Origin of the sequence: Paenarthrobacter sp. YJN-5, assembly GCF_015040095.1 — a bacterium.
In the GTDB taxonomy this organism is placed as follows: Bacteria; Actinomycetota; Actinomycetes; order Actinomycetales; family Micrococcaceae; genus Arthrobacter; species Arthrobacter ureafaciens.
The window spans coordinates 1,874,926-1,890,320 of record NZ_CP053544.1; the positions used below are offsets into that span (position 1 = coordinate 1,874,926).

Annotated in this window: 18 protein-coding genes; all 18 read left to right on the forward strand. The window is 66.4% G+C overall.

Annotation, left to right across the window (positions count from 1 at the left end):
* Positions 1 to 12: 12 nt before the first annotated feature.
* The 18 genes from HMI59_RS08965 (at position 13) to HMI59_RS09050 (ending at position 15,191) form a co-directional block, all read left to right on the forward strand.
* Positions 13 to 861, forward strand: coding sequence for a CPBP family intramembrane glutamic endopeptidase (locus tag HMI59_RS08965; RefSeq protein ID WP_193593405.1), 849 nt, complete (start codon positions 13 to 15; stop codon positions 859 to 861).
* Between the two features lie 146 nt (positions 862 to 1,007).
* Positions 1,008 to 1,418, forward strand: coding sequence for a hypothetical protein (locus tag HMI59_RS08970; RefSeq protein ID WP_193593406.1), 411 nt, complete (start codon positions 1,008 to 1,010; stop codon positions 1,416 to 1,418).
* A 1,109-nt stretch (positions 1,419 to 2,527) separates the two neighbouring features.
* Positions 2,528 to 4,456: a phage/plasmid primase, P4 family gene (locus HMI59_RS08975; RefSeq protein WP_227471588.1), complete on the forward strand. Its 1,929-nt coding sequence runs from the start codon at positions 2,528 to 2,530 to the stop codon at positions 4,454 to 4,456.
* 7 nt (positions 4,457 to 4,463) lie between these two features.
* Positions 4,464 to 4,697, forward strand: coding sequence for a hypothetical protein (locus HMI59_RS08980; protein WP_193593407.1), 234 nt, complete (start codon positions 4,464 to 4,466; stop codon positions 4,695 to 4,697).
* A gap of 70 nt (positions 4,698 to 4,767) precedes the next feature.
* On the forward strand, positions 4,768 to 7,992 hold the full coding sequence (locus HMI59_RS08985; protein WP_193593408.1) for a hypothetical protein: 3,225 nt from the start codon (positions 4,768 to 4,770) through the stop codon (positions 7,990 to 7,992).
* Between the two features lie 166 nt (positions 7,993 to 8,158).
* Entirely contained in the window at positions 8,159 to 8,608 is a 450-nt protein-coding gene (locus tag HMI59_RS08990; protein ID WP_193593409.1) for a hypothetical protein, read from the forward strand.
* 6 nt (positions 8,609 to 8,614) lie between these two features.
* On the forward strand, positions 8,615 to 8,944 hold the full coding sequence (locus HMI59_RS08995; RefSeq protein ID WP_193593410.1) for a VRR-NUC domain-containing protein: 330 nt from the start codon (positions 8,615 to 8,617) through the stop codon (positions 8,942 to 8,944).
* The gene (locus HMI59_RS09000) at positions 8,941 to 9,360 is read left to right on the forward strand and encodes a dATP/dGTP diphosphohydrolase domain-containing protein (protein WP_193593411.1); all 420 of its coding nucleotides are present in this window, start codon (positions 8,941 to 8,943) and stop codon (positions 9,358 to 9,360) included. The genes HMI59_RS08995 and HMI59_RS09000 overlap by 4 nt, the downstream gene beginning before the upstream one ends.
* 98 nt (positions 9,361 to 9,458) lie before the next feature.
* Positions 9,459 to 10,187 (forward strand): hypothetical protein, encoded by a 729-nt coding sequence (locus tag HMI59_RS09005; protein WP_193593412.1) that lies wholly within the window; start codon positions 9,459 to 9,461, stop codon positions 10,185 to 10,187.
* A gap of 39 nt (positions 10,188 to 10,226) precedes the next feature.
* Positions 10,227 to 12,095: a DEAD/DEAH box helicase gene (locus tag HMI59_RS09010; protein WP_193593413.1), complete on the forward strand. Its 1,869-nt coding sequence runs from the start codon at positions 10,227 to 10,229 to the stop codon at positions 12,093 to 12,095.
* 148 nt (positions 12,096 to 12,243) lie between these two features.
* Complete coding sequence (locus tag HMI59_RS09015; protein WP_193593414.1) at positions 12,244 to 12,417, forward strand: hypothetical protein; 174 nt, start codon at positions 12,244 to 12,246, stop codon at positions 12,415 to 12,417.
* Positions 12,414 to 12,713: a hypothetical protein gene (locus HMI59_RS09020; protein ID WP_069695035.1), complete on the forward strand. Its 300-nt coding sequence runs from the start codon at positions 12,414 to 12,416 to the stop codon at positions 12,711 to 12,713. Before HMI59_RS09015 ends, HMI59_RS09020 begins: the two co-directional genes overlap by 4 nt.
* An 89-nt stretch (positions 12,714 to 12,802) precedes the next feature.
* Positions 12,803 to 13,321, forward strand: a complete 519-nt coding sequence (locus HMI59_RS09025; protein WP_069695034.1) for a hypothetical protein — start codon at positions 12,803 to 12,805, stop codon at positions 13,319 to 13,321.
* Positions 13,322 to 13,421: 100 nt separating this feature from the next.
* Complete coding sequence (locus HMI59_RS09030) at positions 13,422 to 13,733, forward strand: hypothetical protein (protein ID WP_193593415.1); 312 nt, start codon at positions 13,422 to 13,424, stop codon at positions 13,731 to 13,733.
* Complete coding sequence (locus HMI59_RS09035; protein WP_193593416.1) at positions 13,730 to 13,924, forward strand: hypothetical protein; 195 nt, start codon at positions 13,730 to 13,732, stop codon at positions 13,922 to 13,924. The genes HMI59_RS09030 and HMI59_RS09035 overlap by 4 nt, the downstream gene beginning before the upstream one ends.
* Positions 13,925 to 13,975: 51 nt before the next feature.
* On the forward strand, positions 13,976 to 14,251 hold the full coding sequence (locus tag HMI59_RS09040) for a hypothetical protein (protein ID WP_193593417.1): 276 nt from the start codon (positions 13,976 to 13,978) through the stop codon (positions 14,249 to 14,251).
* Between the two features lie 149 nt (positions 14,252 to 14,400).
* Entirely contained in the window at positions 14,401 to 14,742 is a 342-nt protein-coding gene (locus HMI59_RS09045; RefSeq protein ID WP_193593418.1) for a glutaredoxin family protein, read from the forward strand.
* Positions 14,742 to 15,191 carry a hypothetical protein gene (locus HMI59_RS09050; RefSeq protein WP_193593419.1) on the forward strand — a complete coding sequence of 150 codons (450 nt, stop codon included), beginning with the start codon at positions 14,742 to 14,744 and terminating at the stop codon, positions 15,189 to 15,191. The genes HMI59_RS09045 and HMI59_RS09050 overlap by 1 nt, the downstream gene beginning before the upstream one ends.
* The last annotated feature ends 204 nt before the right edge of the window (positions 15,192 to 15,395 follow it).

Genomic DNA, 15,395 nt, shown 5'->3' on the forward strand with positions numbered 1-15,395 from the left:
AAGGAGGCGGGGATGCCCGCTCCACCCATCAAGTCCCGGCTCGTCTCCATCGCGTGGTGTGTCCTCGTGCCCCTCGGCGTGCTCGCCGCCAACCTGGGACTTGGCCTTGCCGTAGTTTCCGTGGTCGGCGAGCCCGTCCTGGGCACGGCGGTGCTCGGAGGGCTGGTGGCGCTGCTCGTCGGCGCTGCCAGGCTCTTCCGGCCCCGGTGGTTCGCCAACACGCCAACGGTCCGACCGATGTCAGGAACACCGCGCTTTACCCGAACGGTGCTTGGGTGCCTGGCTCTGGCGTTCTTCGCCGGCCAGTCCCTGGCCCTGTGGCTCTATACCCTGGGCGGCTCGGCGGGATTCGATGAATCGACCCGAGCCAGGACAGACGCCGGTCCCGTCGTGGCCCTCCTGCTCGCACTGGTGGCAGCGCCGGTGGCCGAGGAGATGCTTTTCCGCGGCCTGCTTTACCCGCTGCTGCGGCGCAGGGTCGGCATCGTCGCGGCCGTGCTCGTCACCGCCGCGGGCTTCAGCCTGCTGCACGCCAACGTCGTCCAGTTTGCTGCCACGCTGCCCCTGGCGGTGCTGCTGGCGCTGGTCTACGAACGCACCCGCGTCCTGTGGCCGTGTGTGCTGCTCCACCTGGCCTTCAACCTCGCGGCCGTCCTTGTCCCCGCCCAACTGCTGGGCGCACTGGCGAACCCCGTCTCAGCGCTGCTGATGACCGCGGCGTTCCTCGCGTGCGCCCTGGCGGTGTACCGCATGGGCACCCGCGCCCGGGCCTGCACAAGACGACAGGGAGGCCGGCGGGGAAGAAGGCAGGGAAAGCGAGCCACAGGCCGCATAGCGGCCGGGCTCAATGTGCAGGACTGACGTTGGTGCCCTCCGGGGGCGACCTCTCGGCCGTGGGCCGACGGTCGCTCCGGAGGGCCTGCTCTCGGGTGACCGGGGTGATCCGGTCACCGGGGGATTGGCTGAAGGATTTTCATCAGCCAGACCTGAGAGGAGGAGGATCCACAATGGCAGTCGTCAACAAGTGCGCGTATGACGCGCAAGGCCGGCTCGTGCGCCCCAGCGGCAGCGAAGTCCGCCGCGCGCGGTTCGCCAGCGACTTCGACACCGGTGAGAGGCCGACCTTCGATCGAGGGTCCATGCACTTCTTCACCATGAGCACCAGCGGCCGCACGGCGGAGCAGGCGCACGAACGCGCCCGCGAGATGCTCGCCCGCTTCTTCGAACGCGCCGAGTCCGTCGCCGGCTTCCGCAAGCTCGAGATGCGCCGGAGGCAGGGTGCGATGCCCTGCAACCGCAACGTCTCCATCACCTACGAGATCCTGTACGCCGTCGAGGACGGCCACCGGGTCCGTGCCCACATACCCGAGTCCCCCAATGCGGGATACCGGCGAGGCCGCAGCGCGGCCGTCTTCTAGGCGGCCGGCGCACCCTGGGCCTCGCACCAGCGTGAACGCGCAGAAAGGCCGGAGAGCTCCCTTCCCACGGGGATGCCTCTCCGGCCTTTCTGTTTTCACGTTCCTGTGACAACAACACCTGGTGACGGTTCCTGGCCCTAACACCAATGCCCACTCTATCAGTGTCGATTCATCATGTGCAATGCAATCGACGCGGCATTCCAGCATCCATTCATAGATCTGTCTCGAATCACTCGAAAGCCCGGACTGCCAGGACGTCAGGCCCATCGCGATCGCTCCCGTCAGGGCCGTCAGGACCTGATGCCCGGCGACGCGGGAGGACGCAGCTCCGAGGTGTACCACGTGTCGTGGTACACCTCCCGATCCCAGTGCTGGCCTGCTCAAACGGCCTGTCGGGCGACCCTGGCCAGGGAAGGGGTACCACGTGCCCGAGCGGACGTGGTACGCCGCTTTTCCCTGGTAGATCAGCGTTTCCGGCCGATGTACCACGAGTACCACCAGATTCCGGGCGTTTACATATGTGCGCGAAGGACGCCTTCCGACCGGTCGTCCAGCCGGTAAGAGCTCTTATCCCCACGCACATATATCTACTCTTTGTTTAGTGGTACAAGTGGTACAGGGGGTATATAAAGCCCGTCTGACCAGGGCAAACGCCTGTACCACGTGCAAATCTCCACGTGGTACACCCCGTTTGGAGAAGTCCTGAAATCCCCGCCTGACCAGGGGAAACAGGTGTACCACCTCAAGTGGTACATCTTCCAGTACCCATAGGGGGTATACCGGCTCTCTGTGGCAGCCGGATACCAGCCCTGGAGGTTCCCGGCCGGCCGGTCGGAAGAACTCCCCGAACCCCGACCAAATGGTCGGGCGGCTCACGCCGCCCGCGGGGGAGTGCTCGAGCACGAGAAGCCAGCGGCTCCGTGGGGCATACGCCCCCGGAACCGCTGTTTCTCATTCCAGACCGCACGCTCTCGTCGTGTCGCTGTGGCCTCCAGGCCTCGCGCGCGACCCCTCCGAGCCCCGACCGGGTGCAACCCGGGACCTCTGTTGGACCATGAGTCAACTATCAGTCGACTCGTTGCGAAAGACCATTCGGATGGCATAGAGTCGTGAGCACGTTCCTATTCGATTACGAGACCAATCGGCTTCCCACTCATTGCCGGCAGGTACTCGACGCGATCGAGAAAGACAGCAGCATGACGACTCCTGACGACCCAACGCCCGTCTTCGACGAGGACTTCGACACCCCCTCAACCAACCCTGTCGCCGACGCCTTCACCGAGGTCATGACGTACTTCGCCGACGGCGGCGACATCGCCCCGCAAAACGAAATAGTCACGCGCGCGACCGAGGTCTACCTCCAGCTGATCGACCCGTCGGACCCGCCGGCACCGCGCCTGCTCGAGAAGCAGCTGCTAGCGATCGTGAACGGCGTCTCCAAGGCCGAGAACAGCAAGACCAAGGTGGCAGCCGAGAAGCTACCCCTGGCCCGGCACCTGACCTACTGGCAAGTGGCACAAATCCTACTGAGCCTGCACCACGTGATCCGCATCGCCCCCAGCGCCAAGGACACTGACCGCGAGTACGACCTGCTGGCTATGTACCAGGCCACCGGCCCGGGCCGCGGCACGTACACCACCAGCGAGGACGACATCCGCACCACGGCCCGCCGTTACAACACGCAGCTGACACTCAAGGAGTTCGCCGAGGTCCTGGCAGTACTCCGCGAGGACAGCCCGCGCCGGCACCAGTGCAGCCACAGAGACCTCATCGCCGTGAACAACGGCGCGTTCCACTACGGCCGCGAGGCCCGGGACATCCATGAGGGCGGCAAGGCCTTCCACTTCGAACCCAAGTCGCTCGTACCCTTCGACCCGGCACTGGTGTTCCTGGCCAAGTGCCACATCGACTATGTCGAGGACCCGGACAACCCGGTGATCGTCCACCCTGTCGACGGCTCGGTCTGGGACATCGAGTCCTGGATCCGCGAGCTCTCCGACGAGGAGGGTATCCCCGAGCTGCTCTGGGAGGTCATCGGCGCGATCATCCGGCCGCACGTCAGCTGGGGCAAGACTGCCTGGTTCTATTCAGAACAGGGCAACAACGGCAAGGGCACGCTGTGCTCGCTCATGCGCAACCTGTGCGGGCCACGCTCGCACACCTCGATCCCGCTGAGCGACTTCGGCAAGGACTTCGCGCTCGAGCCGCTCGTGCGCGCCAACGCGATCATCGTCGACGAGAACGACGTGGGCACCTTCATCGACAAAGCGGCCAACCTGAAGGCGATCGTCACCAACGACGTCATCCAGATCAACCGGAAGTACCGGATGCCGATCGCCTACCAGTTCTTCGGCTTCATGGTCCAGTGTCTCAACGAGTTCCCGCGCGTGAAGGACAAGTCCGAAAGCTTCTACCGCCGGCAGCTGTTCGTACCGTTCAACAAGAGCTTCACCGGCATGGAGCGTAAGTACATCAAGGACGACTACCTCCAGCGCCGCGAGGTCCTGGAGTACGCCCTCTGGTACGTGCTCAACCGCGCCGGAGCGGCCGACCCGGGCAACTACTACCAGCTCTCCGAGCCGGTGGCGACCAAGGTCGTCCTGGCCGAGTATAAGGAGGCCAACGACCCCGTGCGCGCCTTCTGGGAAGAGTTCCGCGAGCGGCTGGTGTGGGACCTGGTGCCTTTCACCTTCGCCTACGACCTCTACAAGGCCTGGTTCGCAGACGTCTCGCCCTCGGGGTCGCCGGTGAGCAACAAGCAGTTCATCACGGACCTGGTTGCGATCGTGCGGCCCGACCCGCTGTGGCACTGCCCGGACAAGAACAAGAAGATCCGCCCCGGCCAGATGATGGTCACCCCCGAGACGACCATCGCCGAATACGAGCTCAAGAAGTGGATGAATCCCCACTACAGCGGCTCGGACCCGAAAAAGAAGTCGCAGCCGGTCCTGCAGGCCAACTACCGCGGCCTGCTCCGGCACACCGGCCCCGCCGCCCAGACGGACGCCGACGACGAGGACACCACAGGAGAGGACTGATCCGACCATGCCCGCAATCGCCAGGGCCATCACCGAGCTCGCCCGGGCGGTGGCCGACCTCGCCCGACAACAGGGCAGAACGTGCACTGCACTGAACGACGTCGCGCGCGAGCAACGGATCACCAACCTGATCGTCCGCTCGCAGATCAGTGCCGACCCGGAGGAGAAGCGGCGGCTCGTGGCTGAGGCCTCCACCCGCATGGACGCCCCGCGCCGCCGCTCTCCGCACGACACTGCATAGGCCAAGCGCCTGCCGACGACAACTGCATACCCCGGCCGTGACGGCCGGTGACGACCGAAAGGCCAGACCCATGACCACCCAGCGCACCCCCGTCACAGCTGAGACCGCGCTTTTCACGTTCTACGACATCGAATCGCTGTCGAACGTCTTCACGCTGTGCGCCTACACCCCGCGGCCGGGCCGCGCCGTGCACGACCTGGAGATCTTCTTCCTGGCCGACGACCCGGCGCTGGTCGCAGCGCTCGATCCCCAGGCCCTCTACGAGACCGTAATCCGCTCCAACCCCGGCCTCCCCGCGGTCAGCGTCCAGCTGTGGAACCTCGGCGGCGAAAGGGGCAGCCTCCGGCTCGCCGAGCTGATGGGCCTCTCGAACGCCGATCAGGTATGCGACCGGTCCGACCCTGGCGGGTACCCCGCGGCGCTGCGTCCGGTCTGCGACACCGATCCCGAGTACGACCCGGCGTTGCACCCGTTCCTGGCCGGCTACAACTCGATGAATTACGACACGACCATGGTCGCGCTCTACCTCAACGAGGCGTTCCCGGCCCCAGGCAGCGGCCGGCCGTTCCAGCCGACCACGGCCCGCGCCCTGCGCGACCACAACGACCAGCTCTTCTCGGACAAGCACATCGAGTACATGCCCGGGTATCTCGGCTGGGACGGGCCGGCTGCGAAGATCCGGCGCGCCATGCTGCACTCGGGCCGCCACCTCGACGTGTCACGGCTGAACGAGATGCAGTCCAAGGTCAGCCTCAAGCGCTTGCTGGGAATGCTCGGACGCCAGATCAAGGAGTCCGAGAAGCTCAGCCACGACACGAGCATCGAGGCGGTCGAGGACCTCTATGAGCTGCTGGCCTACAACGTCTCGGACTGCCTGGGCCTGGCCCAGCTGTTCCGGCACCCGGCGTACGCGAGCAACTTCGATCTCAAGGCCGCTCTGCTCGCCCAGTTCACCGAAACGGTTTTCACCAAGAACGGTGCGGTGCGCAAGGACCGGCTGGCAGTCGACTCTTCATCGGCAAAGTTCGTGGGCCGCATCCTCGCACCCTACGCCTCTCTGGATGACATCGAGGCGGTGTCCTTCGTGTATCCGCACCCCGAGGTCGCCAAAGAACGCGGAATCGAGCCGGTCAACGTGCTCGACGAGTGCGTGCGCTTCTTCGAGGAGAACGTCGCGCCCGACCCGGCCACCCACCCCGATGTGACTGCCGCCCAGCGTGAGGCCCACCGGCAGTTCCTGCAGGTCGTGGCGTACTACCGCTCGATCGAGGGGCAGAACTTCAACGACTCCGAGGAGTACCGCGACAAGTTCAGCCTTCCGGCGAGGTCTTTGCGCGATGTACCCAAGACCCCGAACAACGTGCCGTATTTCCGGGCGGACGCCTCGCCGTCGTCCTGCTTCGCCACGTTCTCCACCGGCGGCATCCATGGGGCCGAGGCCGACCTGTCAGTGTTCAACGCCGAGAAGATCGAGCACAACGATCAGGCCATGATGCTCATTCGGGCAGCGCAGACCTTCCCGGACGCAAAGGACTTCGTGGCCGAGGCCAAGCGTCAGCACGCCATGCTCCGCCTGCCCGACGGCACCTTCGTCGACAAGCGGCTGGTCCTGCTGGGTTCGGACCCGGAGAAGGTCAAGTACCGCAAACCGAAGAAGGACGACCCTGACCAGGCCGGGCAGCTCGCCCGCGCCCAGGCCCAGGTGCCTGACCCGGCGGACCTGTTGACCACCCAGCGGCCCGAGGCGGAGGCGCTGAACGTCGTGCTGCCCGACGGCAGTGTCCTAGAAGGCAAGGTGGTTCTGGCCAACAGCACGGCCACCAATGCCGCCTACCGCGATGAGCCGGCCAAGAAGAAGCCGGAGCTGTTCATCGCGAAGGAAGACGGCTCCGATAAACTGCACCCGAAGTTCGCACGCACCTCGGCCGGCCTGGTGATCCATGAGGACTTCACCAGTTACTACCCGAACCTGCTGCGCAACATGCGGGCGTTCTGGAACCCCGAGCTGGGCGAGGACCGCTACGCGAAGATCTTCTTCGACAAGGAGCGCTACGGCCAGGAGATCAAGGTGCTGAAGAAGCAGCTGGCGCAGCTTCCGGGCAACAGCCCGGAAGCTGCGCGGCTGAAAACTCAGATCGCCGGGCTCGGCGTGCTGCGCAACGGCACGAAGCTGATCCTCAACTCGGCCTCGGGCGCAGGCGACGCAAGTCACCGCACCCCGATCCGGATGAACAACCGCATCATCTCGATGCGCATCCTTGGCCAGCTGTTCAGCTGGCGGATCGGACAGGCCCAGACTCTGGCCGGGGCGCGGATCATCTCCACCAACACCGACGGCCTCTACTCGGTCGTCGGCGGCGAGAACGGATTCGACGAAGCGACCAACAACCGCGTGCTCGCCGAGCAGCAGGCCGCGATTGGCGTCGACATCGAGCCCGAGCTGATGTTTCTTATCAGCAAGGACTCGAACAACCGTCTCGAGCTGGAGGCCCCGGAACCGGGGCGGTCCGTGGCAGACAGTCTGATCATCGCCGCCGGTGGCGGCACACTTGCCTGCCACGCGGGCCCGACTCCGACGAAGTCGCTGGCCCACCCGGCCGTGATTGACTTCGCCCTGGCCCGCTACCTGCAGACGGTGGCGAGCAGGGGAGAGTCAGCGATCGCGGAGCCCTTCGACCTGATGCTGGGCCGGAAGGTGATCGAGGAGGCGGTCCTGGAGGACGACCCGATCCGGTCGCTCCTGTTGTTCCAGAACGTCATCGCGGCCTCCCGCGGCTCGATCACCTACCCTTTCTCGGCTGCGCCCATCGACCCCGCCGTGGGTGTGAAGTACAGCGAGCAGGGTCACGTGACCAACGTCCGCGACCCGCAAGTGCTGCAGATGGTCAACCGGGTGTTCATCGTCCGCCAGGGCACCGAGAACGCCCGGAGCCTGCTCAACGCCGGTGCCTGGAAGGTCACCGCGGCCAGCCAGGCCAAGCGCCGCGAAGAGGACATCGGCCGCACCAAGCGCGACCCGATCGCGCTGGAGGTGCTGCGTCATCACGGCTGGGCACGCACCCGCGCCGAGGCCGGCACGTCGGACGGGCTCGCCGTGCTCCCAGACGACCAGGACATCGTGGTGCGGCGCATCAACGCCATCGACCCAACCTGGTCGATGGTCGTCGTCAACGACGACCTGCACCAGCTGCCGGCCGACCGGATCGAGCGGCTTATCGCCTCGCTGGACCTGGACACCTACGTCCGGATGCTCGGGGAGACGTTCACCAAGAACTGGATGAACGAGGCCGCCTGAGCCGATCCACCACAGCCCGCACAAGGGGGCCGCGCACGCCGCGGCCCCCTTGTTCAGCTCTATGCCACACCATTGCAAAAGGTGCCGTATAGATCATTCATTTCGAGTCATAATTGAGAACGAAAGGCAATTGCGACTCGTTACGACACGACCACGAGAGGCCATCATGTCCCAGTCAACACTCCCCGTCCGCTCCACTGACCCGGAGACCTCCTACGCCGCCGCCGTGAAGGCCGCGCTCGGCGCATCCCGCGTCCGCCCCATCGTGCTCGACATCGTCCGCGACAAGGGACCGCTCACCCATGACGAGCTCATCGCCGCTTACCACGACCGCGTCGTCACCAGCCTCGGCGAGGTGCCGCGCTCCTCGGACTCGGGCATCCGCACCCGGCTCAAGGAACTCGCCCACCAGGGCCTGGTGACCGTTGCCGACACCGACGGCTTCTCCAACTACGGCAATGCGGCCAAACGCTGGGTCGTAGTCGACCCTGACGACCCGAGCTTCGTCCACGACCCGGATGCCATCGCTGCCTACATCGACGACGAGGACATCGTCGGCTTCGGGCACTTCCTTGACGGCGAGGCTTCCGACGCTGCCGCGACCGACGAGGACTGAGCCCCCATGCCGAGGAAGAAGAACCAGCGGGAGAAGGCCGTCGAGCAGTACCTGCTCACGCAGTGCCGCCGGCACGGTCTGTTCTGCCTGAAGTTCGTGTCCCCGGCCCGCGGGGGCGTCCCCGACCGAATCGTCCTCACACCCACCGGCACGGTCTTCGTCGAAGTCAAACGACCCGGCGGAGACCTCGAGAAGCGCCAGCGCGTCATGCACGCCAAGATGCGCCGTTTCGGTGCCGAAATCCACGTCGTGGATGACGAGCAGGCCGTCGACGCCTTCATCACCCACGTGCTCGGTTACCGCCGGATCGAGAGCCCGCAGAAAGCAGCATCATGACCGCAACAGCCACGGCCGCGGGCCCGGAGACAGCCGCCCGCGACTACGAAACAAAAGATTCGGGATCACGCAGGGTCACCGCCTCCGGCATGCAGCGCGAGGTGAAGACAGGCCAGCCCCGCTTCGACCTGCTCGTACCGCTTCAGGTGCCCTACCAGGACCAGCTGCTCACCAGGACGGCCGCGCTCGTGGAACGTGGAGCGCGCAAGTACGACTCGCGCGACTGGGAGCAGGCCAGCACTGCCACAGAGATGGAGGAGTTCCGCGCCAGCGCCTTCCGCCACTTCATGCAGTGGATGTGCGGCGAAGACGACGAGGACCACGCGGCTGCCGTGGTGTTCAACCTCCTGGCCGCGGAAAGCACCCGGACGGTGATCGCCCGCGGTGACGCCGGGACCCCGGAGGCCGGCGGATGAGCGGCCGCGTCACCAAGGGCAACGGCCAGGCCACCTCGGCCTTCCGCCAACTCACCCGGGCCGACCTGGGCACCTTCGATCGCGAGGCCACGGAGCTCGTGCTCGAAGCGATGCGGGCCGGCTGCGTTGGGCGTGTCTCGTCCCGGGGCCACGCCCTCCTGCGCAACAACGCCGGCGGATCCGTCTCGGTGCCGCGCAACATGACCTCACCCAACCGCACGGCGCAGAACGCCCGTGCCGACATGAAGCGGCTGCTCGCCGGGCACCGGGCCGACCATGCAGCATCCGCCGCAGACCGCGGGCCACGCGGGAAACGCCAGATCACCGTCGCGGTGGCTTTCGTCGAGCACCCAACCGCCTTCTCCCGCTGGTTCGACGCCCAGCCCGAGGGCCTGCCTGCGGACCAGCTCATCGAGGTCTCGTTCGACGGGGCCGGGGAGCCGACCTTCCAGGCAGTGCCCATCGACGAGCCTGAACAGCCCGCTGCACCGGAACAGGACCAGCCGGAGCCTGCGACGGCCCGGCCCACCCGCCGCCGGGGACACCTGATGATCGCGCCCGAGCCCGGGCAGGAAGCAGAGGACGACATGACCGCCGAGGCCAAGGAAGATCTGCCGTTTGCGACACACCTACCCGATTCGGCCGTCGGGAATGCCTCTGCCGAAGCGGTGCTCGAGCGCATACGCACCGCGCTGGGCGAGGACCCGCGTGTCACCGCCCTGCAGCACAGGATCGTCGGGCTGGAGGCCGAGCTCGCCGCCCAAACACGCCGCGCCGATGACGCCGAGGTCCGCCTGGGCCTTATCCGCGAGGCATTCCATGCCTGATCCCGACTATCGACAACCCACGAGAGGAGGCCGCACACCATGACCACGACCATCGCACCACCACAGCCGTCACCCGGGCCCATCGTGCTCAAGCCCTACCAGCAGCAGATCCACGACTTCCTCGTCAGCCGTCCCTTCGCCGGAGCCTGGCTTGGTGTCGGAGCCGGGAAGACACTTTCGACCCTCAGTGTCCTGCAGACAGTCCGGCCGATGGGTCACATCCTCGTCGTCGCACCGATCGCGATCGCACGCTCGACCTGGCTCGACGAGATCGATAAATGGGGATTCCCGATCCGAACCAAGTCGCTCATCGTCAACGAGAACGACCGGAAGCTGCCCAAGGAGAAGCGCCTGGAACGCTTCCGGGAGGTCTTCTCCGACCCGCCGACGATGTACTTCGTCAACCAGGAATTGCTGACCCAGCCCTCCCAGGGTGCGCGTCTGCTCCAGCTGACCGGCGACCCCGCCGGCGATGCCATCGCCGCCGGGATCTCACCCGAGGCCGTGCGGCTGCGCGGGCTCATCGAGACGATCGGGCCGATGGCCCAGGAACAGCTGGTCGGACACTTCCTGCAGCTGGCCGCCGGGCAGCCTGGAACCAGGGCTCCCACCAAGACAGCGATCAAGGAGGCGATCAGCGAGCTCGTCACCCGCGGCGCGCTGGAGCGCGAGAGCCACGACTGTCGCAGCTGCGGCGGCGACGGCTGCGCACAGTGCCGGTACGGCCTGGTCGACCAGATGCCGATCCAGTCCATTAACGGACAGGACACCCTCATCTGGCCGTTCCAAACGGTGATCATCGACGAGTCGCAGGGCTTCAAGTCCCACAGCAGCGCCCGGTTCAAGGCCTTGAAGGCGGTCCGCCCGGCCATCACGCGGCTCATCGAGCTGACCGGCACGCCGAGCCCGAACGGGCTGCACGACCTGTGGAGCCAGATCTACCTGCTCGACCAGGGCGAGGCCCTGGGCCGGACCATCACGGAGTTCCGCAACCGGTGGTTCATCCCGAAGATGGTGCCCGGCACCACCACCCCGGCGAAGTGGATCCCGACGCCGAACGCCGAGGCCGAGATCCATGAGGCCATCAGGCACCTGGTGATGAGCGCGCAGAACACCAACCTCAACCTGCCGGGCCTGACGATCCAGGACGCCAACGTCACCCTCCCGCCGGACCTCATGCAGGCCTACAAGGAGTTCAGGCGCGACCTCGTGCTCGACGTCGTGAAGACCTACCAGGACGAGGACGGCAAGCTCACCCAGAGCGTTGAGTCGATCGTCGCCGAGAACCAGGCGGTCCTCACCAGCAAATTGATGCAGTTCGCCTCGGGGACGCTCTACACAGCCGACCCGGAGGACCCGGCGACCAAGGGTCAGTACGAGGTTATCCACGACAAGAAGCTCGAAATGGCCGAGTACCTGGTGCGCAACAGCGGGGGAGACCCCGTGCTGGTCGCGTACCACTTCCGCTCTGACCTGGAGCAGCTGATGGCGCGCTTCAAGAAGGCGGGCATCGACGCGCAGGTCTTTGACGGCTCGCGGGAGATGGTCCGCCGGTGGAACGCCAAGCAGATCCAGGTGATGCTGCTGCACCCCGCCGCGGCCGGCCACGGCCTGAACCTGCAGGACGGCGGCTCGACGATGATCTGGTACACGCTGCCGTTCTCGCTCGAGCACTACCTACAGACCAACGGCCGTCTCTACCGCACGGGGCAGACCAAGCCCGTGGTGATCCACCGGATCATCACCAAGGGCACCCAGGACGAGCGGATGCCCGGAGTCCTGGCGGAGAAGCAGCAGGTCCAGGACGACCTCATCTCGGCTGTGTCCGGCGAGGAGGCGATCCTTGTCGCCCTCGAGGAGGAGATCCAGGACGACCTCAACGACCTGTGGGTCTCCGAACGGGTCTGACCAACCCATTCCGACGCCGCGGAGGCCGGAGGTGCAGCATGGGGTCGGCAGGGCCGACCCGGGTGCCGGGGCAGTGATGTCGGTGGGGCAGGCCTCGGCCCGCCCCACCTCATTGCCACGACACCACAACGAACAGGAGCGAAATCCCATGGCTGAGCGGACCATCTACCGGCTCCCGCCTGCGGGCTGGTCGGACTTAGGCGCACACATAGGCCAGCCGAAAGTCCGCCTCGAGTTCTCGGCCGAGGCCGGCGAGGACGGAATGCCGCTTTGGGAGCGGCCCATCGACATCCGTCACGACGACCAGGAGGTCTCGCCATGAAGGCGTACAGCACGCAGACCGAACGCGCCTACGACTCCTGGGAGGACCTGGTGGCCGAAGAGGCCAACGGCTACGGCGTCGTGGTGATGATGCAGGCCGAGAGCCTGAAGTCCGGCAGGCCCCAAACCTATTCGCGCCTGATTGGGCCGTTCGACGACCAGAAGAAGGCCCGCAACAAGGCCGCGGCCGTTCGCCGCGCCTGGAAACGCGCCAAGGACCGCGACCCCCGTATCAAGCTGCTGGGCGTCTCGGTCGAGCCCATCTGGCCCGACCTGCGCTTCGGCACCAGGGACTGAGGCCTGATTGCACAACCCGCGCCACGGGCGCGCTGCCGGGGCCAACGCTCCGTAGACCATCAACGACACGACCGACGAGGACATCCGCCATGACCATGACGACCACTGCCCGCCCCGCATCTCCACGCCTGCAGGACCCGCTCGACGCCGTGATGCGCAGCTGCCTGCGCGACGACACCGTCTGGGCTGAAGTGACCACCACGCCGGCCGGCGTCAGCCAGGCCGAGCACTGGCTGAAGACCACCGCGTCCAGCATCGACCAGCAGCTCTCATTCCGCCAGGACGATGCCGAGATCTGGCGGTTGTCACCGCTGGAGCACAGAGCGGAGCTGATCGGCTTCCTCGAATGGCGCAAGGGCGCGCTCTACCTCAAGAGCCTCTGCGAAAAGCGGCTCATCGACATCAAGCGCCTGCGGACGGCCGACGAGGAGCGCGCCGAGAAGATGAAGGCGCTGCTGGTACGTCTGGCGCAAGCCGTTGTCGCCCACGAAGACGGGCTGATTGGCAACGGAGACCTGTACGGGGTCCTCGACCTGATCTCGCTCCCTGGGACCGATGCGCCAACCCTGCGGGAGTACCTCCGGTCCCGCGACGGTTCCAAGGACTGACCCAGACCAACGACCGCAGCCCCGTCGCGGCCGACCCCTGTGGGACGGCGGCGCGACGGGCCCCTCGATCCCGGGCCACGCGCCCGGCGGAAAGAACCGCATGACGCCGCAGACCACCACGACCACCGCAGAAGAACTCGTCCCCGAGATCGAGCAGGCCTTGCTCGCTTCACGGGCGGACCGTGCCCGGCACGAAAGCCGACAAGAGCGTTCCGAGCCGTCGGACTTGAACGCCCACGAGCGCGCAGTGATGTTCGACGTCACCCTGGCACTGCTCATCAGGCACCGGCTGCCCATCGACGCCGACCGCGCCGCGAAGGCGGTGGCCGACGCGCAGACCACCGACGCCCACAGCTGGGCGGCCGCCTGCGCCAGGCACATCGCCGGCGTGGCCGAGGAGAAGAACCCATGACCCAAAAGCGCAGGCAACACTCCTTGACCGAAGGCTTCCGGCCGTGGGCGAATCCCGAACAGGCGCACTGGATGCGGGAACTCCGCAAGTCCAGCGCCACCCAACGCCACACCCCGAAGCCCCGCAAAGGCACCCGGCGCGAGAAGGAGCGCCAGGCGATCCGCGACCAGAACCGAGGAGACCAGAGATGAAGACACCACACCCGGGCAGATCAGCCGCGATTCGCGGGAATCGGAGCTGACATGCGGCAGATGACCGAAGACCAGTTCGACGAAGCTTTCGATGTCGTCCCTGATCCCGTGACCGGCGACACCGTCCGGCCTACCGACCAGGGCCTGGACCGTGCCTCCCGGTACCTCTGGACCGTGGTCGACGCCGACGGCGACCTCTACGCACTCAGCGGTTGGCATTACGTCAACCGCGTCGGCTACGTGATCACACAACAGCCCTGGGACGAGGACACCGAGGCCGAATGGTTCATCGGCCCGGAGGCGGACGACCCAGAGGACCAGTCATGACCCGGGCCAGCAACCGGCAAACAAGCCTGCGTCTGCTCGCCGTCAGAGTGCTGCCCAGCCAGCGCTGTGCGAGCCGGAGTCCGGCGGCTGAGCGCTGAAAACCCCGACATCACAACACCCCCGCCGGGGAGAGAAGGAAACCAAGTCCCATGACCCCCACCACGATCGCCGATCTGCCCAGGACCGCCCATACCGCGCCGAGTATCACCATCTACGGGCCGGCAGAGTGCCCCAACTGCGACAAGGCCAAGCGTCTGTTCGATCGGCAGCAGCCCGCGATGCAGTACACCAAAATCGACATCGAGCAGGGTGATGAAAGCCACCGCCACATCACCGAGGTCCTCGGATACGCCCAGGCACCCGTGATCGTCGTCAAGCTGGCCTCCGGCCGCACCGTCCACTGGGGCGGGCACCGCCCGGACATGCTCACCGCCCTCGTCCGGCTGTGCACCAAGGGCGTCATCCCGGAAGACCGGAAGGCTGCATCCTGATGGCAGCGGTGCAGCAGCGCCTCGACCTCAGCATCACCGCCCGGCAGGCCGACATCCTGCTCGACACGCTCGTCGACAAATCCGTTGAGACGGACCACTACCTGCTGTCCTATCCCAAGGACGAGCCCGACAAGACCGACACCTGCTGTGACGCGCACGTGGCCCGGTTCGAGCAGCGCGCACTCCAGCGCAAGACGCTGCTCGAACGGAAAGCAGAGGTACAGCACCTCGTCGCGCTCATCGAGGCGATCCGGCCGGCGTTCGAGGTCTCCGGATCCTCCCCGGTAAGCACCGCGGCCGTGGACCTGTCCGGCGTGACGCTCGTCGACCGGGACGCGGCAGGCAAGACGCACGAGCAGCCGCTGGCCGACATCGGATCCGCCGGGACCCTCATCGACCCCGACAGCGGCGAACACCTCGAGCTCATCGCCGCCTTCGTCCACCGTTGACGGCACGGGTGGCGGGACCGCACCGGAACAGAGGATGGAAAGCCTCGTGCACAGAGCCCCGGAGGAATGGTCCTCCGGGGCTCTGTGCCCGCATACCCCCAGAACGAAGTACCGACACTACGCACGACAACTTCGAGGAGGAGCGACGGTGCACGCACAGCAGAACACCCAACTCCCGGCCGCCACGTCATGAGCGGCGAGGAC

What these genes read in the sequence shown, in the direction of transcription:
- HMI59_RS08995 (WP_193593410.1), top strand. Translation starts at nt 8,615, where the DNA reads ATGCCGAGGAAGAAGAACCAGCGGGAGAAGGCCGTCGAGCAGTACCTG.
- HMI59_RS08970 (WP_193593406.1), top strand. Translation starts at nt 1,008, where the DNA reads ATGGCAGTCGTCAACAAGTGCGCGTATGACGCGCAAGGCCGGCTCGTG.
- HMI59_RS09045 (WP_193593418.1), top strand. Translation starts at nt 14,401, where the DNA reads ATGACCCCCACCACGATCGCCGATCTGCCCAGGACCGCCCATACCGCG.
- HMI59_RS09010 (WP_193593413.1), top strand. Translation starts at nt 10,227, where the DNA reads ATGACCACGACCATCGCACCACCACAGCCGTCACCCGGGCCCATCGTG.
- HMI59_RS09030 (WP_193593415.1), top strand. Translation starts at nt 13,422, where the DNA reads ATGACGCCGCAGACCACCACGACCACCGCAGAAGAACTCGTCCCCGAG.
- HMI59_RS09025 (WP_069695034.1), top strand. Translation starts at nt 12,803, where the DNA reads ATGACCATGACGACCACTGCCCGCCCCGCATCTCCACGCCTGCAGGAC.
- HMI59_RS09040 (WP_193593417.1), top strand. Translation starts at nt 13,976, where the DNA reads ATGCGGCAGATGACCGAAGACCAGTTCGACGAAGCTTTCGATGTCGTC.
- HMI59_RS09035 (WP_193593416.1), top strand. Translation starts at nt 13,730, where the DNA reads ATGACCCAAAAGCGCAGGCAACACTCCTTGACCGAAGGCTTCCGGCCG.
- HMI59_RS08985 (WP_193593408.1), top strand. Translation starts at nt 4,768, where the DNA reads ATGACCACCCAGCGCACCCCCGTCACAGCTGAGACCGCGCTTTTCACG.
- HMI59_RS09050 (WP_193593419.1), top strand. Translation starts at nt 14,742, where the DNA reads ATGGCAGCGGTGCAGCAGCGCCTCGACCTCAGCATCACCGCCCGGCAG.
- HMI59_RS09020 (WP_069695035.1), top strand. Translation starts at nt 12,414, where the DNA reads ATGAAGGCGTACAGCACGCAGACCGAACGCGCCTACGACTCCTGGGAG.
- HMI59_RS09000 (WP_193593411.1), top strand. Translation starts at nt 8,941, where the DNA reads ATGACCGCAACAGCCACGGCCGCGGGCCCGGAGACAGCCGCCCGCGAC.
- HMI59_RS09015 (WP_193593414.1), top strand. Translation starts at nt 12,244, where the DNA reads ATGGCTGAGCGGACCATCTACCGGCTCCCGCCTGCGGGCTGGTCGGAC.
- HMI59_RS08980 (WP_193593407.1), top strand. Translation starts at nt 4,464, where the DNA reads ATGCCCGCAATCGCCAGGGCCATCACCGAGCTCGCCCGGGCGGTGGCC.
- HMI59_RS08965 (WP_193593405.1), top strand. Translation starts at nt 13, where the DNA reads ATGCCCGCTCCACCCATCAAGTCCCGGCTCGTCTCCATCGCGTGGTGT.
- HMI59_RS08990 (WP_193593409.1), top strand. Translation starts at nt 8,159, where the DNA reads ATGTCCCAGTCAACACTCCCCGTCCGCTCCACTGACCCGGAGACCTCC.